The organism is Marivita sp., from assembly GCF_051251565.1.
In the GTDB taxonomy this organism is placed as follows: domain Bacteria; phylum Pseudomonadota; class Alphaproteobacteria; order Rhodobacterales; family Rhodobacteraceae; genus Marivita.
In genome coordinates, this window is record NZ_JBPOFB010000011.1 from 52,706 (window position 1) to 74,541 (window position 21,836).

General features: G+C 59.0%; 16 protein-coding genes. 8 read left to right on the top strand and 8 right to left on the bottom strand.

What is annotated here, in order from left to right; genetic code table 11:
• Positions 1 to 196: 196 nt before the first annotated feature.
• Entirely contained in the window at positions 197 to 1,732 is a 1,536-nt protein-coding gene (locus ACSHXH_RS14030) for a trimethylamine methyltransferase family protein (RefSeq protein WP_435672431.1), read from the top strand.
• A gap of 76 nt (positions 1,733 to 1,808) precedes the next feature.
• Positions 1,809 to 2,138: an SMR family transporter gene (locus ACSHXH_RS14035; RefSeq protein WP_435672432.1), complete on the top strand. Its 330-nt coding sequence runs from the start codon at positions 1,809 to 1,811 to the stop codon at positions 2,136 to 2,138.
• Between the two features lie 64 nt (positions 2,139 to 2,202).
• Here ACSHXH_RS14035 and ACSHXH_RS14040 read toward each other — a convergent pair whose 3' ends face one another.
• Positions 2,203 to 2,787: an outer membrane protein gene (locus ACSHXH_RS14040; protein ID WP_435672433.1), complete on the bottom strand. Its 585-nt coding sequence runs from the start codon at positions 2,785 to 2,787 to the stop codon at positions 2,203 to 2,205.
• A gap of 320 nt (positions 2,788 to 3,107) precedes the next feature.
• Here ACSHXH_RS14040 and typA point away from each other — a divergent pair, with 320 nt between their 5' ends.
• Entirely contained in the window at positions 3,108 to 4,928 is a 1,821-nt protein-coding gene (gene typA / locus ACSHXH_RS14045) for a translational GTPase TypA (RefSeq protein WP_435672434.1), read from the top strand.
• 93 nt (positions 4,929 to 5,021) lie between these two features.
• Here the strand turns inward: typA and ACSHXH_RS14050 are convergent, their stop codons facing one another.
• The 3 genes from ACSHXH_RS14050 to recA all read right to left on the bottom strand — a co-directional run bounded on the left by ACSHXH_RS14050 (position 5,022) and on the right by recA (position 9,262).
• Complete coding sequence (locus ACSHXH_RS14050; protein ID WP_435672435.1) at positions 5,022 to 5,309, bottom strand: DUF1330 domain-containing protein; 288 nt, start codon at positions 5,307 to 5,309, stop codon at positions 5,022 to 5,024.
• 3 nt (positions 5,310 to 5,312) lie between these two features.
• Positions 5,313 to 7,988 (bottom strand): alanine--tRNA ligase, encoded by a 2,676-nt coding sequence (gene alaS / locus ACSHXH_RS14055; protein WP_435672436.1) that lies wholly within the window; start codon positions 7,986 to 7,988, stop codon positions 5,313 to 5,315.
• Between the two features lie 194 nt (positions 7,989 to 8,182).
• Complete coding sequence (recA, locus tag ACSHXH_RS14060) at positions 8,183 to 9,262, bottom strand: recombinase RecA (RefSeq protein WP_435672437.1); 1,080 nt, start codon at positions 9,260 to 9,262, stop codon at positions 8,183 to 8,185.
• A gap of 181 nt (positions 9,263 to 9,443) precedes the next feature.
• On the opposite strand from recA, the gene ACSHXH_RS14065 reads away from it, so the two are divergent.
• Positions 9,444 to 10,049, top strand: a complete 606-nt coding sequence (locus tag ACSHXH_RS14065; protein WP_435672438.1) for a gamma-glutamyl kinase — start codon at positions 9,444 to 9,446, stop codon at positions 10,047 to 10,049.
• A gap of 6 nt (positions 10,050 to 10,055) precedes the next feature.
• Here the strand turns inward: ACSHXH_RS14065 and ACSHXH_RS14070 are convergent, their stop codons facing one another.
• The 3 genes from ACSHXH_RS14070 to guaB form a co-directional block, all read right to left on the bottom strand.
• A complete protein-coding gene (locus tag ACSHXH_RS14070) occupies positions 10,056 to 12,386 on the bottom strand; it encodes a hybrid sensor histidine kinase/response regulator (protein ID WP_435672439.1) in 2,331 nt (776 codons plus the stop codon).
• A 96-nt stretch (positions 12,387 to 12,482) separates the two neighbouring features.
• Complete coding sequence (locus ACSHXH_RS14075) at positions 12,483 to 13,634, bottom strand: RsmB/NOP family class I SAM-dependent RNA methyltransferase (RefSeq protein ID WP_435672440.1); 1,152 nt, start codon at positions 13,632 to 13,634, stop codon at positions 12,483 to 12,485.
• 18 nt (positions 13,635 to 13,652) lie between these two features.
• Positions 13,653 to 15,101 carry an IMP dehydrogenase gene (guaB, locus tag ACSHXH_RS14080; RefSeq protein WP_435672441.1) on the bottom strand — a complete coding sequence of 483 codons (1,449 nt, stop codon included), beginning with the start codon at positions 15,099 to 15,101 and terminating at the stop codon, positions 13,653 to 13,655.
• A 137-nt stretch (positions 15,102 to 15,238) separates the two neighbouring features.
• Between guaB and ACSHXH_RS14085 the strand changes: the two genes are divergently transcribed.
• Entirely contained in the window at positions 15,239 to 16,198 is a 960-nt protein-coding gene (locus ACSHXH_RS14085) for an agmatinase (RefSeq protein ID WP_435672442.1), read from the top strand.
• Positions 16,199 to 16,306: 108 nt separating this feature from the next.
• Entirely contained in the window at positions 16,307 to 17,458 is a 1,152-nt protein-coding gene (locus ACSHXH_RS14090) for a CaiB/BaiF CoA transferase family protein (protein ID WP_435672443.1), read from the top strand.
• Positions 17,459 to 17,810: 352 nt separating this feature from the next.
• Here ACSHXH_RS14090 and ACSHXH_RS14095 read toward each other — a convergent pair whose 3' ends face one another.
• Positions 17,811 to 18,281, bottom strand: coding sequence for a DM13 domain-containing protein (locus tag ACSHXH_RS14095; RefSeq protein WP_435672444.1), 471 nt, complete (start codon positions 18,279 to 18,281; stop codon positions 17,811 to 17,813).
• Between the two features lie 158 nt (positions 18,282 to 18,439).
• Between ACSHXH_RS14095 and ACSHXH_RS14100 the strand changes: the two genes are divergently transcribed.
• Together ACSHXH_RS14100 and ACSHXH_RS14105 are read left to right on the top strand one after the other, a co-directional pair.
• Complete coding sequence (locus ACSHXH_RS14100; protein ID WP_435672445.1) at positions 18,440 to 20,488, top strand: ASKHA domain-containing protein; 2,049 nt, start codon at positions 18,440 to 18,442, stop codon at positions 20,486 to 20,488.
• A 293-nt stretch (positions 20,489 to 20,781) separates the two neighbouring features.
• On the top strand, positions 20,782 to 21,807 hold the full coding sequence (locus ACSHXH_RS14105; protein ID WP_435672479.1) for a DUF262 domain-containing protein: 1,026 nt from the start codon (positions 20,782 to 20,784) through the stop codon (positions 21,805 to 21,807).
• The last annotated feature ends 29 nt before the right edge of the window (positions 21,808 to 21,836 follow it).

Sequence of the window (21,836 nt, forward strand, 5' to 3'; positions counted from 1 at the left end):
ATTGGCGCAGATTGCACCTGTGATTTTCGCGCAGCATTTCCGTAACAAGACGGAGACAAAAGATGCGCGGTGACCGATCCGCCCTGACTTTGGTGTTGCGCACGATCGGGGCGCGACGGGGACGCGCGGCCCGAGGGCGGCCCTAGGGGCGGACCACCCAGCCGTATTGTCCCTTCCTTTTCAAACGAGTGCTCACATGACTGATCTGTCCCCCCGTCGCGCCGGAGGCCGTGCCGCCAGACGCGAAGCGCGTTCCAACCCTTTGGCCGAAAACCTGCGCCCTATCCGTCCCGGCATGTCCGGCGGTCGCTATGCGCCGCTGGCCGCACATGATCTTGACCGTATCCACAACGCAGCCCTGACCGCGCTTGAGGAAATCGGCCTGTCCGAGGCCCCCCCGTCCGGCGTCAAAATCATGACCGACGCAGGTGCGATCCTGGGCGATGACGGGCGCATCCGTTTCCCACGCGCCTTGGTCGAAGACATGCTGGCCATCGCCAATCGGGGTGTCACGCTGTGCGGGCGCGATCCGCTTTATGACCTCGATCTGTCGGGCACCCGTGTGCATTACGGCACGGCGGGTGCTGCGGTGCATATGGTGGATGTTGAGACCGGCAATTACCGCGAAAGCACGGTGCAGGATCTGCACGACGCCGCGCGCATTGCGGACCAGTTGGACAATATCCACTTTGTGCAGCGCCCGATGGTGGCGCGCGATATTCCCGACAACCTCGAAATGGATCTCAACACCATCTACGCCTGTTGTTCGGGCACGTTCAAACATGTGGGCGTGTCGTTTACGGAACCGTCTTTCGTGCCACATGCGTTTGAGTTGCTGCACATGATTGCGGGCGGCGAAGACGCATGGCGCGCGCGGCCCTTTGTGTCGAACTCGAACTGCTTTGTTGTGCCACCGATGAAATTTGCCACCGAGTCCTGTCAGGTGATGGAGGCTTGTATTCGCGGCGGCATGCCAATCCTGCTGCTCAGCGCCGGTCAGGCCGGGGCAACCGCCCCCGCCTCTATCGTTGGCGCGATTGTTCAGGCCGTGGCCGAATGTCTTGCGGGTGTTGTCTATGTAAACGCAATGGCACCGGGACATCCGGTGATCTTTGGCACCTGGCCCTTTGTGTCGGACCTGCGCACAGGCGCGATGTCGGGCGGATCGGGTGAACAGGCGCTTTTGACGGCGGGCTGCGCACAGATGCACCAGTATTACGGCCTCTGTGGTGGGGCTGCGGCGGGCATCGCGGATGCCAAGCTGCCGGATATGCAGGCCGGGTGGGAACAGATGTGTTCCAACGTCATGGCGGGGCTGTCGGGTCTCAACATGGTCTACGAGGCTGCCGGCATGCACGCCTCTTTGCTGGGGTTCTGCCACGAGAGCCTGATCCTGGGTGACGATCTGATCGGTCAGGCGCTGCGCTGCGTTCGGGGCATCGACGTGACCGAAGACGACCTGAGCATCGAAGTGATGCGCGCCACCTGCATTGGTGGACCGGGGCATTATCTGGGCAGCGACGACACGCTGAACCGGATGCAGCGTGACTATGTCTACCCGGTTTTGGGTAACCGCGCATCGCCCAAGGAATGGGTCGAACAGGGCCAGCCCATTCTGGTGAACAAAGCGACCGAGCGCAAAGAGATGCTGCTGTCAAAACCGTCGCGCGCCCGTCTCGCACCCGATGTGGACCACGCCATCCGCGCGCGGTTCAACATTCACCTGACCTGAGCATCACACGCAGTCGGGGGCTGGCCCCCCGCTGCGCTTTGCGCCACTCTGTCTGCTGTCAGTTCAGGAGGCTTGCATGCCCTATATCATCCTCATGTTCGCCGTTCTGGCGGAAACCATCGGCACCACAGCCCTACAGGCAAGCCAACAGTTCAGCCGACCCCTGCCTTCGGTGATCGTGGTGGTGGCCTATAGCGCCGCGTTCTACCTGCTGGCCATCGCGCTCAAGACATTTCCCGTTGGGGTGGCCTATGCGATGTGGTCTGGCATGGGGATCGTGTTCATCTCGATCATCGGCTTTGCGGTCTTCGGCCAAAAGCTCGATCTTGCCGCCGTCATTGGGCTTGCTCTCATTCTGGCGGGCATTCTGGTGATCAATCTTCTGTCCAACACCGCCACACACTAGGCTGCAAAAACGCAAACGCGCACCCGAGGGAGGGGTGCGCGCCTGAGTGCCTTTCGTCACACGGTCAGAACCGGAAACTGCCCCGGATCGACACGGTGTCGGCGTTCACATCAATGCCAGTGTCGTCGAAATCGTCAAATCGGTGGGCAAGGTATTCGCCGCCGACGGTGAACTGATCCGTCACCTTGTATTCCACGCCCAAACCGCCAACGAGGCCGGTATCATCACCGATATTGGTGTTCAGTTGCGCGGCCCCTGCGGTGGCATAGACAAGAGTGCGGCCCAGATCATACCCGCCCCGCAGTTTCGCGCGCAGAATGTCGTCCACTTCGATGCCGCCAAGATCGATGTCTTCGCCAGTCTGATAGTCAAGTTCGCCACCCACAACGAATTGGCCAAAATCGTAATCATAGCCGCCGAAGATGCCGTAGATGCCTTCGCTGTCATCCAACCCGCCATCGGCGTCTGCCGACAGGTTGCCAAAGCTCAGACCGCCGTAAGGCCCGGTCCAGTCGCCACCCGTTGGTGTGGGGGCCACCGCCACGGGTTCAATCATCATCGGCTCGGCCGGTGCGGGATCAGCGCTGCCTGCGTAGGATGCAGATGCGGCGAGTGCCAGAACGGCGGTGCTCAATAATATGCGTTTCATGAGATGTCCTTTCTCTCGTTACTGTCGCGTGCTGCGGCGGCAAAGCACGGCTGTGCCCTTCGCCTCATTGCATCAACTTCGGAGGTCTTGGACTGGTTTCAATGAACGCGCTCTAACTTAAAGCAGTTGCCCCCGTTTCGAGCCATTCGCCGCCGAAACCCGCCCCCGCATCAGTGCTTTGTTGCCGGTGTCCTGTCACTCTGTCGTGAGGTCGCTGTGACCCTGCTGCGGCGGTGCTGAAGCCGTGTGCCTTTTTTGCTGGTGTTCTCGGACCGGGCCTTGTAACCCCCGGCCAACTCATCCCTGCACGAGATAAAGACATGGACCTTCGCAATATTGCGATCATCGCTCACGTTGACCACGGCAAGACCACGCTGGTTGACGAGCTTCTAAAACAATCCGGCGCGTTTCGTGCCAACCAAGCTGTGGCTGAACGTGCCATGGACAGCAATGACCTCGAACGTGAGCGCGGCATCACCATTCTGGCCAAGGCCACGTCTGTGGAATGGAAAGGCACGCGCATCAACATCGTCGACACACCCGGCCACGCCGATTTCGGTGGCGAGGTGGAGCGCATCTTGTCGATGGTGGACGGTGTTGTCCTGTTGGTGGACGCCGCAGAAGGCCCGATGCCCCAAACCAAGTTCGTGACCTCTAAGGCGCTTGCCCTTGGTTTGCGCCCCATTGTGGTGCTGAATAAGGTCGACAAGCCCGACGCTGAACCCGACCGCGCACTGGACGAATGTTTCGACCTGTTTGCCAACCTTGACGCCAATGAAGATCAGCTAGATTTTCCGCATCTTTATGCGTCGGGCCGCTCTGGTTGGGCCGACACCACGCTTGAAGGGCCGCGCAAGACCCTCGATGCGCTGTTCAAGCTGGTCGTCGATCACGTCCCTGCCCCCAAGCAGATCAAGCATCAGGACGAAGATTTTCGCATGCTGGCCACTACGCTGGGCTCGGACCCGTTTGTGGGCCGCATCCTGACGGGCCGCGTGGAAACGGGTCGGCTCAAGGTGGGCGCCACTGTTCAGGCGCTCAGCCGCGTGGGTCAGAAGATCGAACAGTTCCGCGTCACCAAGATCCAGGCGTTCCGGGGACTTGGTCCGCAGGACATCGACGAAGCGCTTGCTGGTGACATTGTCAGCATCGCAGGCATGTCAAAGGCGACAGTGGCAGACACGATCTGTGCGTTGGCCGTTGACGAACCTCTCGAAGCACAGCCTATCGATCCGCCCACCATCACCGTTACCTTTGGCATCAATGACAGCCCGCTGGCGGGCCGTGACGGCAAGAAAGTGCAATCGCGCGTCATCCGTGACCGTCTGATGAAAGAAGCGGAATCCAACGTTGCGATCAAGATCAAGGACACGCCTGGTGGCGAAGCCTTTGAAGTGTCGGGACGTGGCGAACTCCAGATGGGTGTTCTGATTGAAAACATGCGCCGCGAAGGGTTCGAACTGTCTATCTCGCGCCCGCAGGTGATCATGAAAGAGGGCGACGACGGCAAGATGCTTGAGCCGGTCGAAGAAGCCACGATTGACGTGGATGACGAATATTCCGGCGCCGTGATCGAAAAACTGACCGGCGCGCGCAAAGGCGAACTGGTCGAAATGCGCCCTGCGGGTGTGGGCAAAACCCGCATCATCGCGCATGTTCCGTCACGCGGCCTGATCGGATACCACGGCGAATTCCTGACCGACACGCGCGGCACAGGCGTTCTGAACCGCGTGTTCCACGGCTGGACACCGCACAAAGGGTCAATGCCGGGCCGTCGTGCTGGCGTTCTGATCTCGATGGAAAACGGCACGTCCGTCGCCTACGCATTGTGGAACCTCGAAGACCGGGGCCGCATGATGATCGGCGCACAAGAGGCGATCTATACCGGCATGATCATCGGCGAACACAGCCGTGAAAACGATCTTGAGGTAAACCCGCTCAAGGGCAAAAAGCTGACCAACGTGCGCGCGTCGGGCACCGATGATGCGGTCCGTCTGACCACGCCGATCACATTGTCGCTGGAAGAGGCGATTGCCTATATCAATGATGATGAACTGGTCGAAGTGACGCCCAATGCCATCCGTCTGCGCAAGCGTTATCTTGATCCGCATGAACGCAAACGGATGTCAAAAGGCAACTAAGCCCTTGCGATCGATGCAATAGAAAACGGCGCGGACCCTAGGGTCCGCGCCGTTTTTGTTTGGTTTTACGAAGTCATCGAACCTTTGGTCCGCTTATTCATTCGTCTCTACGATTAGCAATTCGCGCTCTGATGCGCCCCGCGCATGATCCAGCGCGCGCTGATATTCGGGGCTGTTGTAACAGGCCTCCGCATCCTCAACGGATGGGAACCGTGCCACCACATTGCGCGCGCGTTCCTGCCCCTCAAGCTGCACAAAGCGCCCACCACGCGCGATGAACTTACCACCATGTTGCGCAATGGCCGGACCGGCCAATTCAGCATATTTTGCATAAGCGTCAGGGTCGGTCACCGTGACATGAGCAATCCAGAGTGCAGGCATGGTCTATCCTCCCAATACGGCCTCGGCGGCCTTGATCGCGGCTTCGGCATTGTCGACCGACGCACCGCCGCCTTGCGCCATGTCCGGGCGACCACCGCCGCCCTTGCCGCCCAATTCTGGCACAGCCGCTTTGACCAGATCAACTGCCGAAACGGTTCCCGCAAGGTCCGAGGTGACCCCCGCCGCCACAGCCGCCTTGCCGCCAGTATCCGCGATCAGCAGAACCGCACCCGATCCGATACGCTGCTTGTGTTCGTCGATCAGGGGCGGCAGGTCTTTGCCCGACACGCCGGTCAGCACTTGGGCCACGAATTTCACGCCATTGATTTCGCGTATTTCGGCAACGCCACCTTGTCCGGCACCACCGGCCATCGCCAATTCGCGGCGCAATTGCGCCACTTCGTTGGACAGCGTTTTGCGTTCATCCAGCAGCGCCCGCACCCGTGTTGGCACATCCGTCGCTTGCGCCTTTAGCTCAAGTGCAACCTCGGCCAAACGGTGATCCTGCGCAGACAGGTAGGCAAACGCCTCGGCACCGGTCAGCGCTTCTATGCGACGTACGCCCGCGCTTGATGCGCTGTCACCCAGCGTCACGAACACCCCGATATCGCCTGTGCGCCGCACATGGGTGCCGCCACAAAGCTCAAGCGAATAGGTATTGCCCGCATTGCCCTTGCCCGATCCTGCCTGTTCGCCCATCGACACAACACGCACTTCATCGCCATATTTTTCGCCGAACAGCGCCTGCGCCCCGATGGCGCGGGCATCGTCGGGTGTCATGATCCGCGTCTCGACGAGTGTGTTCTGGCGGATATAGCCGTTCACCTCAGCCTCAACCTGCTTCAGCTCATCCAGCGTCAACGCCTTGCCATGGCTGAAATCGAAGCGAAGACGATCCGGCGCATTGAGCGATCCGCGCTGTGCAACGTGATCGCCAAGCGCCCGGCGCAATGCCTCGTGAAGAAGGTGCGTCGCGGAATGGTGCGCGCGGATACCGCTGCGGCGGGCATGGTCCACCTCAAGCTGGACTGCCTCGCCGGTTTTGAACGTGCCGCTTTTGACCGTGACATGATGTGCAAACACCTTGCCGCCGCCCATACGATGGGTGTCGCTGACCTCGGCCTGATGATCTTCGTTCTCCAACCGGCGCAACCACCCCGTATCGCCAACCTGTCCACCGGATTCGCCATAGAATGGCGTCTGGTTCAGGACGATCCAACCGCTTTCGCCCTCGGCCAACGCGGGAACGGCCACGCCGTCTTTGACCAAGGCAACCATCTGGCCTTCGGCAGCTTCGGTGTCATAGCCGAGGAAATCCGTGGCTCCGTGCGTTTCCGCCAGATCGAACCAGATCGCTGCATCCGCCGCCTCGCCGGTGCCAGACCACGCCGCGCGTGCCTTGGCCTTTTGCTCGGCCATGGCCGCATCAAACCCGTCCGTGTCCACCGTCCGACCCTTTTCGCGCAATGCGTCCTGGGTCAGGTCAAGCGGGAATCCAAAGGTATCGTAAAGCTTGAACGCGGCCGCGCCCGGCAAGGGTGCATCATCGGCCAGCCCTATCAGCTCATCATCCAGCAGCTTCAAACCCCGGTCCAAAGTCTGTTTGAACCGCGTTTCCTCAAGGCGGAGGGTTTCTTCGATCAACGCCTGCGCGCGCGACAATTCGGGATAGGCCGCCCCCATCTGCCGCACCAACGCAGGCACCAAGCGGTGCATCACCGGATCCTGCGAGCCCAGCAAATGCGCATGCCGCATCGCGCGGCGCATAATCCGTCTCAGCACGTACCCCCGCCCATCATTCGACGGCATCACCCCATCCGCAATCAGAAACGAGGTGGACCGCAAATGGTCCGCGATCACGCGGTGATGGGTCTTGCCCGGCCCGTCCGGGTCCACCGAGGTCACATCCGCCGACGCCTCGATCAAAGCGCGCATCGTGTCGGTGTTGTAATTGTCGTGGCTGCCTTGCAACAACGCACCGATCCGTTCCAGCCCCATGCCGGTATCGATCGATTGCATGTCGAGCGCCTTCATCGTGCCGTCTTCGAACTGCTCGTTCTGCATGAAAACGATGTTCCAGATCTCGATAAACCTGTCGCCATCTTCGTCGGGGCTGCCCGGAGGGCCACCCCAGATGTGATCACCATGATCATAGAAAATCTCGGTGCACGGTCCACATGGCCCGGTCGGGCCCATTTGCCAAAAATTGTCCGATGTGGCGATGCGGATGATCCGGCTTTCCGGAACACCGACCTTTTTCCAAATCTCGAACGCTTCGTCGTCGGTATGGTAAATTGTTACGTAAAGCCGGTCTGCAGGAATGCCGAACTGCTTGGTGATCAATTCCCACGCAAACGGGATCGCCTCTTCTTTGAAATAATCGCCAAAGCTGAAATTGCCCAGCATTTCAAAGAACGTATGATGCCGTGCCGTGTAGCCCACATTGTCCAGGTCGTTGTGTTTACCGCCCGCGCGCACACATTTCTGCGCCGTGGTTGCGCGTTGGTAATCACGGTGTTCGACCCCGGTGAACAGGTTCTTGAACTGCACCATCCCCGAATTGGCAAACATCAGCGTCGGGTCATTGCGCGGCACAAGCGGGCTGGACGCCACAACCTCGTGGCCCTGTTTTTCAAAATAGCTCAGAAAGGTGGAGCGAATATCGTTCAGCGTGGGCATGTGTGACCTGACCTGCAAGGTATTGGAGGGCGGAAAATTCCGGTTCGGCCTGAAATAGCCCTTGCCAGAGGGGCTGTCCACAGCAGAGGGCCTGCTGAAATGCAAACAGGGTGACGCATTGGTCACCCTGATCCACGTATTCTCGGATCTTTATGTCGATCCGGAGCGTTTTTGCAGCCGCCGTCTGCGTGCTGTCAGGATTCGACGATATCGTCGCCTGCATCACTATCCGAAGCGGACATGTCGAAATCGAGCCCATGTGCTGCGCGGATCTTGTCCTCAATCTCAAGCGCCATCGCACTGTTCTCTCGTAGGAAGGTTTTTGCGTTTTCGCGTCCCTGCCCGATCCGTTCGTCCCCATAGGAGTACCAAGCGCCAGATTTTTCGACGACACCGGCTTTGACGCCCAGATCGATAAGCTCCCCCATCTTGGAGATGCCTTCGCCATACATGATGTCAAATTCAACCTGCTTGAAGGGGGGTGCCACCTTGTTCTTAACAACCTTGACGCGGGTTGCGTTGCCGACCACTTCGTCACGGTCCTTGATTGCGCCGATGCGGCGAATATCCAGACGCACAGAGCTGTAGAACTTGAGCGCGTTGCCGCCGGTGGTGGTTTCCGGGCTGCCGAACATGACACCGATCTTCATCCGAATCTGGTTGATGAAAATCACCATGCAGTTTGACCGCGAGATCGAGCTGGTCAATTTGCGCATGGCTTGACTCATCAGACGGGCATGAACACCCACGCTGCTGTCGCCCATATCACCTTCAAGTTCGGACTTTGGTGTCAACGCTGCAACGGAATCAATCACAACAAGGCTGACCGCGCCGGACCGCACCAATGTGTCTACAATCTCAAGCGCTTGTTCACCGGTATCGGGCTGTGAAATCAGCAACTCGTCCAGATCAACACCCAGCTTTTTGGCGTATTGTGGATCAAGCGCATGTTCTGCGTCAACAAAGGCGCAAACCCCGCCTTTTTTCTGCTCCTCCGCAACCGAATGCAGCGTCAACGTCGTTTTACCCGAACTTTCCGGCCCGTAGATTTCAATGATCCGACCCTTGGGCAGACCACCAATCCCAAGCGCGATATCGAGACCCAGCGATCCGGTGGATGTCGCCTCGATGTCGCGCATGGTGTGCTCGCCACCAAGTTTCATGATCGACCCTTTGCCAAATTGGCGTTCGATCTGTGCCAGCGCTGAATCGAGCGCCTTTTGTTTGTTCGCGTCGCGCTTGCTGTCCATAGTGAGAAGATCTGCCGTTGCCATTGCTTTCGATCCTTATTCCACACCCTGCGAGGGGCGGCAATTGCTGCTTTTTGTTCGCCTCTTGTTCTTTTTCGTTATGAGACCAAAGCGCGAACATTTCAACTTTTATTTTCAAGCCCACTGTTGCGCGCTTTGGTTAAGGAGTGGTTTATGACAACGCGAAATAATGCGGAGTGTTGGTATGTTGGTTTTTTGGAACGAACGGATTGTTCTTTTGTCGGTCCCTAAAACCGGCACGCATGCCTATGCGCAGGCGCTTGGCCCGCGGGCGTCAATGGTTGTGACCGATCCGCCTGACCTCAAGCATGCGCCGGTGTATCGGTATAACCGGTTCTTTCGACCGATGTTTGAAAAAATGGGTGCGGCAGATCTGGAACTGGTGGCGGTGATCCGCGAGCCATTAAGCTGGTTGGGAAGTTGGTATCGGTACCGTCAGCGTCCGGCGCTTGATGGGCGGCCCACCTCGACCAAGGGTCTGACGTTTGATACTTTTTTGCAGGCCAGTTGCGAGTCTGATCCTCCGGCCTTTGCACGGGTTGGATCACAGGCAAAGTTCGTTGAGGCCCGTCCAAATGGCACCGCCGTAACCCATTTCTTTCGTTATGAGGATCAGGCTGGTTTGCGTGCATTCCTCGAAACGAGGCTTGGGGATCTGCCAGAGATTCCAACTCTGAACGTGTCTCCTGCCCACAACTTATCGATGTCGCCAGAGGTGGAAGGCGAGGTGCGCGCAGCGCGGGCTTCGGACTTTGTGCTTTGGGACTCGATTCCGGTGCGTGGCGCGTGACATTGGTCAAGAGGGACGTGTGGCTTTGGACGCCTGCGAGGGGGTGTGCAATTGCTGGTTCACGATAGTTGTCAGGTCAGTTAGCGAAAATGGCTTTGCAAGAAAGGTCGACGCCTCGATGAGCGCACCCTGAGATTTGAACACGTCCTCGGCATAGCCAGACATGAACACAACCGGCACGTCCGGCCTGTCTGCCCGGGCTTTGCGCACCCAGCTTGGACCATCAAGTCCGGGCATGACGACATCAGTGACAAACACATCCACCTTGAGGTCGGGGTCTTTCAGAAGATGAAGCGCATCTTCGGCACTGTTTGCTTCGATCACGGTAAACCCGCGATGTGCCAGCGCGCGGGACGCAAAGGCACGCACCGGCGCTTCGTCCTCCACCAAAAGGACAACCCCGTCGCCAGACCGGGTTGGCTGTGGTGGAATGGGCGCAGCAAAAGTCGGCACAATCGTGATCGGATCGTCGCAAACCGGAAACATCAAGGTGAACACGCTTCCTTGACCCAGAGTGCTGTCCACAAAGATGAACCCGCCGGTTTGTTTGACGATACCGTACACCGTGGACAGGCCCAGCCCGGTGCCTTCACCGGTGCGTTTTGTGGTGTAGAACGGCTCAAAGATCTTTTCGAGCTTGTCTTGCGGAATACCGATGCCTTCATCCGTCACACGGACCACAACATAGGGCCCTGCGGGTACCTTGGCGCGGCCATGCTGCATCGGTTTTTCAAGGTCTCGCGCGTTCGTCTCGATGCGAATTGTACCGCCGTTTGGCATGGCATCGCGCCCGTTGACGACAAGATTCATGATCACCTGTTCCAGTTGCCGCTTGTCGGCGCGAATGTCAGGCAGCACAGGATTTTGGCTCAGATCTAGCCGTACTTTTTCGCCAACCAGCCGGTTGAGAAGGTGAGTCAGGTCGGCAAGGATATCGCGCAGATCAAGCCGTTCCGGACGCAAGGTTTGCTTGCGCGAAAACGCGAGCAACTGGCCCACCAACCCCGCAGCGCGGTTGGCGTTCTGATGGATTTGAATAAGATCGCTATAGTCTGGATCGCCTTGGTCATGCCGCAGCAACAACAGATCGCAATGCCCTGAAATTGCCGTCAAAAGATTGTTGAAATCATGCGCAACACCCCCAGCCAATTGGCCGATCGCCTGCATTTTCTGGCTTTGTACAAACTGGGCTTCAAGGCTTTTGAGTTCGGTCGCATCGTTGAGAACCGCGACCAAAAGCACCTCGCCCGCTTCGACAACGCGGGTGAGCGTGACCTGAACGAACACCTCTTTTTCGGGACGTGTCAATCGCAGGAATTCAGAGCGGCCCAGCCCTTTGCCCGTTGCCGCATCGCCAAGCCAGTCAGGAATAGAGCGCCCCAATCCCTCCATAAGGTCGGAGATGTTTTGGCCTTCATCCCGGTTCGCATTCAGCAAGTCGCGGGCACAGCGGTTGGCCTTGGCGATCTTGCCCTTGGGTGTCACCTTGAGCAATGGCACTGGCAGCGCCTCAAAGCCGGTATCGTTGTGGTCCGTGACGTCCTGATCCGGTTGCGGCGTCAACACCACCTCTTCGCGGCCCAGACCCGCCTCGTGCACATTGATGGTGTAATCCTTGATGCCGTGCCCGTCGGTTCGGACCTGATGCACCTCTCCGGGGCGCAAGGGGGAATCGGCCACCAGCTCATCAATGGTCCGGATGCGGCCACCCACCAAGGATCGCGCAGCATCATTCATCCACAAAACGGTGCCTCCGCGACCTATGGTCAGCGCTGGGAATTGAGCGGCGCCCGACGATGACGGGGTTTCGCGGGTTTCAAAAAATTCAAGCCGCCACATCACGGCAGCAGGTCCAGCCTGATGCGCAGAGATTCTGAGATGCCTGTTCGGTAACACCACCTTTTCCGAGGCTATTCCGTCCTTTAGCGCGGCGGACTGAACCCGGTGGATCACCCCGTCCGCCCCTGCCACATGCCCACTGATGATGCGGCGTAAAGACTGACCAACAGAGGCAGACAGTGATTTGACCGCAGCACGGTTTGCCGAAACCACCACGTCGTCAAGGTCGGTCACCAGGCACGCCGCAACATCATGTTCGACAAGTAAAGATAGGTTATTTATAGATTTTCGCTGATTGCGCGCGCGCAATAACTGATGTGCTGTGATGCCAAGAAACACCCCGAAAAACGCAATAGCTGCCGCCGCCAAACCCGTTTTCAACGCATCATGCGGCGCAACGGCGGCAAGGCCTGCGCTGACCAAAGCGAATGCAATCAGAACCGATCTTGCGGTGTAAAGCCGTGGGGCAAAGGGGGCGCTACGGTCGAAATAGGTCATCGAACAGCCTTTGGGCGGATCAGCATCCCCTCCATTGGAGCCTATGAAGCTTAAGCGACACTTAAGATCGAAACACTTTTAGATTGTAATTTGCATTCAATCTCTCGTCAAGGTCGCTACAAAAAAACCGTCTCCACCCTCTGTCAGGTCAAACCGCTTTTGAATGGCGCATGTCCAGCCGGTATGCCGCGCAAGAAATGCTTCAATTTGATCTTCATTTTCGCGCGTCAGCACCGAGCATGTGGCATAGGCAAGCGTGCCGCCTGCGCCGACGCGTGCGGTTGCCGTGTCGAGAATTTCAGCCTGAATGCGCGTCACCGCCTCAAGCATATCGGGCGTGAGTCGCCATTTCCCTTCGGGTGATCGCCGCCAAGAGCCACTGCCGGAACAGGGCACGTCGCACAAAACAAGGTCATATGTGCCCTTCGGCGTCTGCGTCAGGGTCACCTTTGCCCCGGCACGATCGGCCCGCGCGGGCAGATCGGACATGCGGCGCGGGTCAGCATCATGCGCCTCAACAGGTCCACGCAGCCTGGCGGCCATGGCCAGCGTTTTGCCGCCGCCGCCTGCGCAATAATCCAGAACGCGCATGCCGTTCGACAAAGGCAATGCATCGACAACCGCCTGACTTGCCACGTCCTGCAATTCGACCAGCCCGGTTTGATAGGCCCGCGATTGTGCAACACGGCGCGCGCCGTCCAGAATTTCCAGCGCGGTGTCCGAGAGCGGGTGCGGCGCGGTGTCGATCCCTTCGACCAAGAGCGCGGATTGCGCATCACTGCGATTTGTTTTCAAGGTGTTGACCCGCAAAAACACTGACGCTCGGTGGCGCAATGCTTCAGCAGTTTGTTGAGCTTTGCCCTGCAAGTCACTGGTAAATATATTATATATATAATCTGGAAGGTCGCAGGCTTTACCCTCGGTTGGCTCGGCACCGCCCGCCTTTTCCGCATCGGTCAACGGCGTCAGCGCGTAGCCTTCGCCAGTGAACAGATCGTCCGGGTCAAGATCAGTCTGGCGCAACCGGCCCAGCACACGCAGCCTGCCGGATGTGCCGCCGCCCAACGCCGCAGTGCTGCGCCACGCACGCAGGATGTCGTACACGTGATCCCGGATCGCAGCGCGGTCCTTGGACCCGGCAAAGCGGGATCGCCGCGCCCATGTGGTCAGTGCCTTTTCCGCCGCCTCGCCCGCCTCGATCTGGTCAAGGATTTGCGCAGCGGCGGCCCAGCGTGCAGCCGGGGTCATGTTGTGACGACCTTTCGATCAGGACAGGCGGTAATTCGGCGATTCACGGGTGATCTGAACATCGTGCACATGGCTTTCTTTAAGTCCGGCCCCGGTGATTTTGACGAATTGGCAATTGGAGCGCATTTCTTCGATTGTGGCGCAACCGGTATAGCCCATTGCCGCGCGCAAGCCGCCCACAAGCTGGTGAAGCACCGCGCCGGCAGAGCCTTTGTAAGGAACCTGCCCTTCGATGCCTTCGGGCACCAACTTGTCATTGGCGGCGTCTTTCTGGAAATAACGATCCGCCGATCCACGCGCCATTGCGCCGATAGATCCCATGCCGCGATACGCCTTAAAGCTTCGGCCTTGGTACAGGATCACCTCGCCGGGGCTTTCGTCGGTGCCTGCGATCATGCTGCCGACCATTGCACAAGATGCGCCTGCTGCGATCGCCTTGGCGAAATCGCCCGAGAACTTGATGCCCCCGTCGGCAATGACCGGGATGTCACCCGCAGCCTTGGCGCAATCCATGATCGCGGTCAGCTGGGGCACCCCCACACCTGCGACCATACGAGTGGTGCAGATCGATCCCGGACCGATGCCCACCTTGATGGCGTCTGCACCTGCGTCGATCAGGGCGCGCGTGGCTTCGCCGGTGGCGACGTTGCCCGCAATCACCTGCACTTCGTTAGACAGGGTTTTGGCGCGGGTCACGGCCTCGATCACGCCGCGTGAATGGCCGTGCGCGGTGTCGATGACAACAATGTCCACCCCTGCGGCAACCAGTTCCTGGGTCCGTTCAAACCCTGCATCGCCCACCGACGTTGCGGCGGCGACGCGCAGACGCCCCAGATCATCCTTGCACGCTGTCGGGTTGAGAACTGCCTGCTGCGTGTCCTTCAGCGTCAAAAGCCCGGTCAGCTTGTTGTCGCCATCGACCACCAAAAGTTTTTCGATGCGGCGCGATTTCATCAGGCTGATCGCTTCGTCGCGGTCGGCGGGTTCGCGCAGGATGGCCAAGTTGTCCGATGTCATCATGACCCGGACCGGTGTGTCATCGGACGTGGCAAAGCGCATATCGCGGTTGGTGACGATGCCCACAACGCGGCCTTTTTCGTCGACCACCGGGAAGCCAGTGAAATTATACCGCTCGATCAGGGCTTTGGCGTCTGCCAATGTCTGATCAGGGCGCAAAGTGACAGGGCTATAGACAATCCCACTCTCGAACCGTTTGACGCGGCGCACTTCGCGGGCCTGCTGTTCAATGCTCAGGTTCTTGTGGATCACGCCCATGCCACCGGCCTGCGCCATGGTGATGGCCATGCGCCCTTCGGTGACCGTATCCATCGCAGAGCTGAGCAACGGAATGTTCAGGGCGATGGTTTTGGTCACCCATGTCCGCGTGTCAGCGGTGGCTGGCAAGACGTTGGACGCCCCCGGCACCAGAAGAACATCATCAAAGGTGAGAGCCTCTCGAATCTCCATCGGAATCCCTTTCCACGGACAGCATCGTTTGGCACGTCCCTATTTCATGGGTTGCCCTTGGGGGAAAGCCCCAATCCGCTCTTTACGGCGGCAAGGGGCTGCCGCACTCTGGTCCCGGACCAACAGGAGCACCCCACATGGCCCATGGATACGACGCAGGACGCCTGAACCTGCCCTTCACTGGCATTTGCACCTTTGCGCGCAGCCCGTATCAACCGGACTGGAGCGCGATTGACGCGGATGTGGCGGTGCTTGGCGCGCCGTTCGATGCGGGCACGCAATGGCGGGCGGGGGCGCGGTTCGGACCGCGCGGTGTGCGCGAAGCGTCCACCCTGTTCAGCTTTGGTCATGCCGGGGCCTATGACCACGAAGACGACGCAACCTATCTGGCGGCCACGCGCATCCTCGATCTGGGGGATGCCGACATCATCCACACCGACACGGCGCAAAGCCATGCCAACATCGCGTCTGGTGTACGCGCAATCCGCGCCGCCGGTGCCCTGCCCGTTGTCATTGGTGGGGATCATTCGATCAACATTCCCTGCATCGACGCGTTTGCGGGGGCCACACCGTTCCACGTCCTGCAAATTGACGCGCATCTGGATTTTGTCGATGAACGTCACGGGGTGCGCAGCGGTCACGGCAACCCGATGCGCCGCGCGTCCGAGAAACCATGGGTCAGTGGGATGACACAGGTGGGCATCCGCAATGTCAGCTCGACCGCGCGCGAGGGGTACGAGGACGCCCGCGCGCGCGGATCGGATATCCTGTCGGTGCGGCAAGCCCGCGCCTTGGGGCCAGAGGGCGTGGCCAGCCGTCTGCCCAAAGGCGCGCCCGTCTATATCACCATCGACATTGACGCGTTCTGCCCCTCAATCGCGCCGGGCACCGGCACGCCAAGCCATGGCGGTTTTTTGTATTACGACGTGCTGGAACTTCTCCAGCAGGTGGCACAGCGCCACGAGATCGTCGGCATCGACCTTGTCGAAGTGGCCCCGGATTATGACCCGACAGGATCAACGTCGATCCTCGCGGCGCAGGTCTTGATGAACCTACTGGGCTTCATTTTCCATGCCCGTCAAACAGGCACGATCTGATCATATCGACAGCTTTTCGCCGACAGCGCAGGGACCCGACACATCGATGTTGCGTTTTTGGTGCAGGGCTGTGTTGACTGACAAAAAAAATCGAAGAGGCAGGACATCATGACCAAACCGCTTGCAGGCATCACCATTCTAGACCTCACCCATGTGCTTGCCGGGCCGTTTTCATCGATGACGCTGGCCGATCTGGGCGCGCATGTGATCAAGATCGAACGGCCGGGCGTGGGCGATGACACCCGTGCCTTTCCACCCTTTGCGAACGGGAAATCGGCGTATTTCGCCGCTATCAACCACAGCAAGAAATCCATTGCGCTTGACCTCAAATCCGATGCCGACCGCGAGATCTTTGAACGCCTTTTGACGCGCGCGGATGTGATCCTTGAAAACTACCGCCCCGGCGTGATGGAGCGGTTGGGCTATGGCTGGGACGACCTGCATGCGCATTATCCACGGCTGATCTATGGCGCGGTGTCCGGCTTTGGCCATACCGGCCCCGAGGCCAAGCGCCCCGCCTATGACATGGTGGTGCAGGCGCGCGGTGGGGTCATGTCGATCACCGGCGAAAAGGGCCGCGACCCGGTACGCGTGGGCGCCTCCATCGGTGATATCGTGGCGGGCATGTATCTGAGCCAAGGGGTGCTGGCCGCCCTGATGGACCGCGAACGCACGGGACTTGGGCGCAAGGTGGACGTGGCGATGCTGGATGCACAATTGGCAATCCTTGAACATGCCATCGCCATCACCAGCGTGACGGGCACGCCGCCGGTGCCCACCGGCGCGCGGCACCCGTCGATTGCTCCGTTCGAGACATTCCACGCCTCCGACGGACTGTTCGTGATCGCGGCGGGCAATGATGTGCTGTTCGAAAAGCTTTGCGTGGCACTGAACCTGCCGCTGGCCGATGATCCGCGCTTTGCCACCAATCCCGCGCGTGTTGAACACACCCGGCTTTTGAAACGGTTGATCGAAGCGGTGACGCTGGACAAAACCCGCGCGCATTGGATCGCAAAGCTGGGGGCGGCAGGCATTCCAAGCGGTCCCATTCAGGATCTGGCGCAGGTGATGCGCGACCCGCAGATTTTAGCCCGCAACATGGTGGTGGATGTGCTTGACCGCAACGGACGCCCCGCCTTTAAGGCGGCAGGCAATCCGATCAAGATGACCGGGTTGGGCGATCCGACCGTGCGACCCGCCGCCCCCGATCTGGACGGCGACCGGGGCGAAATCCTGCGCTGGCTTGAGGGCAAGGGCTAGCCCCGAGCGACCGGACCTGAGCCCTGCGCATCTAAATGCGCGGCGCGGCACCGAACGCAGGCTTTCGAAATCCTTAACGTCTGTGTCGCACCTTCCCCCCACAAAAGCTTTTGAGCGGGAAGGGTCACTCCCATGCCGCGACACCAAAACTGACATCACTCTCAGCTGCCCCAAACCGGGGCCGACCATGAGAGACCGGTCACACAAGGCCCCGAAACCGGGGTACAGGTCCCAAGGCGCAGGCCTTGGTTGTTTGAGAGAACGGTCAGGCCCAAGGGGCGGCGCCGCTTCCATACCACATCGCAGGCCTTTGCGCCCTGCCCGCAAGTTTGCGGGCGGGCCAAACGGCGTGTCAGCGATATTGACCGGCAGTGATGAATTCACCGAAGGCCTCGCACCAGATCAACACGGTCGTGTAGGCGCTGACATCCACCCCCTCGGGCACCTCCAGCAGAAAGCCGCCAAAGCTTTTCACATCCCCGATCCACACGGCCTGCGCCTTGATCGGCTCAAACTCGTCCTCGTGTTCGACAAATCGGTCGGTCAGGTAGAGCTTGAAATCCGGACCCGGCGACAGCGCGCCTTCGTGTACGATCATGCGATCCGACAGGCTGATCGTGCCCTCGCCCCAATGCAACCGATCACTGCCGCGCAGATCGCGGGTCAATTCGGTTGTGAAGCTGGCGTTGGCGGCTTCAGCCTCAAGCGCGGCAGCATCGGGCGATGGCGGCGCGGTCAGGATCGGCAAAAGGTAGATGCCAAGCGCAAACCCAATGGCGCCGGCGATGCCATGTGTGATCAGAAGCCCCAAAACCCGTTTCATTCCCAACATCTCCTTTGCGCTGTTCCTCAACCAGCATAGCGCCAAATCGACCGGCAGCGCACCCCATGACGTTCTGCATAAACATTATGACGTAAATCACCTTTTTCCAAACGCCGCGGGCGCTATGGTCCGGGACAACCGTGATCAGAGAGATTCCCATGTCCCATCAAGACCCGCTTGTTGTCTTCACCCCGTCCGGCAAACGTGGCCGCTTTGCCGTTGGCACTCCGGTGCTTACCGCCGCGCGGCAATTGGGGGTGGACCTCGACAGCGTGTGCGGCGGGCGCGGCATCTGCTCCAAGTGCCAGATCACACCTGGCTATGGCGAGTTCTCGAAACATGGTGTCACAGCCCGCGACGGCGCGCTGTCGGACTGGAATGCGGTCGAGGCCCGGTACGACGAAAAGCGCGGGTTGAAACCGGGGCGGCGTCTGGGCTGTCAGGCGACAGTACAGGGCGACATCGTGATCGACGTGCCCCCCGAATCCCAGGTCCACCGCCAAGTCGTGCGCAAAGCCGCAAGCGCGCGGGTGATCGAAATGGACCCCGCAACACGGCTGTATTACGTCGTCGTCGAAGAGCCGGACATGCACACCCCCACCGGCGATCTGGAACGGGTGGCCCGCGCGCTTGGAACCCAATGGGACATCCCCGAAATCACCTGCGCCTTCCCGGTGCTGACCCAGCTTCAGACCCATCTGCGTAAAGGCAAATGGGCGATCACCGTGGCACTTCACAAAACTGGCAAAGACGCCACGCCACAGATTATCGCCGCGTGGCCGGGCCTGCACGAAGGTGGGCTGTACGGGTTGGCCATCGACCTTGGATCGACCACCGTGGCGGCGCACCTGACCAATCTCGACACCGGCGAGGTTGTGGCCTCATCCGGTATCATGAACCCCCAGATCCGCTTTGGCGAAGACCTGATGAGCCGGGTCAGCTATGCCATGATGAACCCCGGCGGCGACCGCGAAATGACCCGCGCGGTGCGCGAGGCGATCAACACGCTGGCCGAGGAAATCGCCAAGGAAGCCGCGATTGACCCCGCACTGATCCTTGAGACGGTGTTTGTCTGCAACCCGGTGATGCACCACCTGCTGCTGGGCATCGACCCGGTTGAGCTGGGACAGGCCCCCTTCGCGCTGGCCACGTCGAACCACCTCAACCTGACCGCCCGTGATCTGGACCTGACCACCCTGCCCGCATCCACGCAAATCTACCTGCTGCCCTGCATCGCGGGCCATGTGGGGGCCGATGCCGCTGCCGTGGCACTGTCGGAACAGCCGGGAAAATCGGACGATCTGGTGCTGATCGTCGATGTGGGCACCAATGCGGAAATCCTGCTGGGCAACACCAGCCGCGTGCTGGCCTGTTCCTCGCCCACCGGCCCTGCGTTCGAAGGCGCACAGATCTCAAGCGGGCAGCGCGCCGCACCCGGGGCGATCGAGGCGATCCGCATTGACCCGGTCACCAAGACCCCGCGCTTCCGCGTCATCGGCTGTGACACGTGGTCGGACGAGGATGGCTTTTGGGACGAAACCGCTGCGTCGGGCATCACCGGCATCTGCGGCTCTGGCATCATCGAGGCGGTGGCCGAGTTGCGCATTGCCGGGCTGCTGGACCCGTCGGGACTGATCGGATCGGCGGCGCAGACCGGGACCGACCGCTGCTTTGCCGAAGGGCGCACCAACGCCTACCTGATCCATGACGCCACCGCCGAGGGCGGCCCGCGCATCACCGTCACCCAAGGCGACATCCGCGCGATCCAGCTGGCCAAATCCGCGCTCTACGCGGGGGCGCGGCTGTTGATGGACGAGATGGGTGTGGACGTGGTGGACCGCGTGGTGCTTGCGGGCGCGTTTGGCGCGCATATCAGCGCCAAACACGCGATGGTGCTGGGGATGATCCCGGACGTGCCTCTCGACAAGGTCTCAAGCGCGGGCAACGCCGCAGGCACCGGCGCGCGCATCGCGCTGTGTAACCTGGCGGCACGGGCCGAGATCGAACGCACCGTGCGCCAGATCACCAAGGTCGAAACCGCCATCGAGCCGCGCTTTCAGGAACATTTCGTCGCCGCCAACGCCATCCCCCACGCCACCGACCCCTTCCCCGAACTGGGCAAGGTGGTGACGCTGCCCGTCGTCGGGTTCAACACGCAGGGGGATGGGAGTGATGGCGGACGGGTGAGACGGCGGAAGCGGGGGTGATAGATGTTTGACCTCTGCGCCGCAGTCGAAAATACGTTTACTTAAAGTCAAGCAACATTTTTTGGATAATATACTTTAAGTGGCGAAGCTTGGGCATTGCCAAAGGTTGGCTTTGAAAGCTACACTTTTTCCCATTGAAGGAGTGAGTAATATTAGAAGCCGAAGATTTCTTTTTCGAAGATGAGGCAGCTGAAGGTGGCGAAGACTATAAGGTCAACGCATCCGACTTTTCAGATATTTTTGTTATTCCTTCTGACTGGACAGTTTCGACACTTCGCCAAGAACTTGTAGACATTGTTGATTTAGAACCACACTTTCAGCGTCGAAGTGTGTGGACAACACGAGCCAAGTCGAAATTCATCAAATCACTCATATTGGGAATACCAATACCACAAATTTTGCTTGCGGAGCGTCGCGAAGCACGAAACGAATTCCTCGTTCTTGATGGTAAACAACGTCTATCCGCAATCAAAGAGTTCTTTGATGAAAATTTAGAAGATGGAAGTATATTTAAGCTGCAAGGGCTTGATGACCTGCGTGAGCTAAATGGACAAACATGGTCTAGCCTCAAAATCAATCATCCAAAGCTCGCACGTGCGATCGATGCCGCTGCAATTAGAACCGCTGTAATAAGGGGGTGGCGGAGAGATGATGTACTTTACGAGATATTTCACCGACTGAATTCTGGATCTGTAAAGCTTTCTCCTATGGAATTGCGGATGTCGCTTATTCGCGGTCCGTTTGTAAGGGAGGCAATTAAACAGACGGCGGAATGTCCAAATCTCCAGAAAATGCTGGGTCTACGCCAACCCGACAAAAGAATGAAGGATGTTGAAGTTGCGATTCGGCATTTTGCATTTCAAGATTTTTCAATTGAGTATAAAGGTAACCTCAAAGAATTCCTTGATGATTTTTGCCGAAATAAGAATAAGGATTTTAACGTTGGCCAAGAGATAAAGGGAGTCGAGGAACTTGAGGCGCTCATTTCTGTTGGGCTTGAAGTTTTTGAAAAAGGTACTTTCTCGAAAAAGTATGATGCCGAAAAAAATCGTTTCGAGGGAGCATTTAATAGAGCGATCTTTGATGTCGTGGGTGGATCATTGGCGGATTTATCGGTGCAAGAAGCTGCAAAAAGAGATCCAGATAAGTTTCGTGATTTGTTCAAGTCAATGTTCACCAATACTTCTTTTGTGCGATCCGTGGAATCAACAACTAAGAGCATTACCGCGACGAAATACAGATTTAATGCTTGGTATAAAAAGATCGAAGATGAATACGGCATTTTAGTTCGCCTACCGCTGATAAAGAGTAATGACTGAAACTTCGGCTGAGTTTGGAAAACTTGAAC

Coding starts and splice junctions, on each gene's coding strand:
- guaB (WP_435672441.1), bottom strand. CDS start 15,101: ATGGAGATTCGAGAGGCTCTCACCTTTGATGATGTTCTTCTGGTGCCG.
- ACSHXH_RS14070 (WP_435672439.1), bottom strand. CDS start 12,386: ATGACCTATTTCGACCGTAGCGCCCCCTTTGCCCCACGGCTTTACACC.
- ACSHXH_RS14085 (WP_435672442.1), top strand. CDS start 15,239: ATGGCCCATGGATACGACGCAGGACGCCTGAACCTGCCCTTCACTGGC.
- typA (WP_435672434.1), top strand. CDS start 3,108: ATGGACCTTCGCAATATTGCGATCATCGCTCACGTTGACCACGGCAAG.
- ACSHXH_RS14100 (WP_435672445.1), top strand. CDS start 18,440: ATGTCCCATCAAGACCCGCTTGTTGTCTTCACCCCGTCCGGCAAACGT.
- ACSHXH_RS14035 (WP_435672432.1), top strand. CDS start 1,809: ATGCCCTATATCATCCTCATGTTCGCCGTTCTGGCGGAAACCATCGGC.
- ACSHXH_RS14030 (WP_435672431.1), top strand. CDS start 197: ATGACTGATCTGTCCCCCCGTCGCGCCGGAGGCCGTGCCGCCAGACGC.
- ACSHXH_RS14050 (WP_435672435.1), bottom strand. CDS start 5,309: ATGCCTGCACTCTGGATTGCTCATGTCACGGTGACCGACCCTGACGCT.
- ACSHXH_RS14065 (WP_435672438.1), top strand. CDS start 9,444: ATGTTGGTTTTTTGGAACGAACGGATTGTTCTTTTGTCGGTCCCTAAA.
- recA (WP_435672437.1), bottom strand. CDS start 9,262: ATGGCAACGGCAGATCTTCTCACTATGGACAGCAAGCGCGACGCGAAC.
- ACSHXH_RS14095 (WP_435672444.1), bottom strand. CDS start 18,281: ATGAAACGGGTTTTGGGGCTTCTGATCACACATGGCATCGCCGGCGCC.
- alaS (WP_435672436.1), bottom strand. CDS start 7,988: ATGCCCACGCTGAACGATATTCGCTCCACCTTTCTGAGCTATTTTGAA.
- ACSHXH_RS14040 (WP_435672433.1), bottom strand. CDS start 2,787: ATGAAACGCATATTATTGAGCACCGCCGTTCTGGCACTCGCCGCATCT.
- ACSHXH_RS14075 (WP_435672440.1), bottom strand. CDS start 13,634: ATGACCCCGGCTGCACGCTGGGCCGCCGCTGCGCAAATCCTTGACCAG.
- ACSHXH_RS14090 (WP_435672443.1), top strand. CDS start 16,307: ATGACCAAACCGCTTGCAGGCATCACCATTCTAGACCTCACCCATGTG.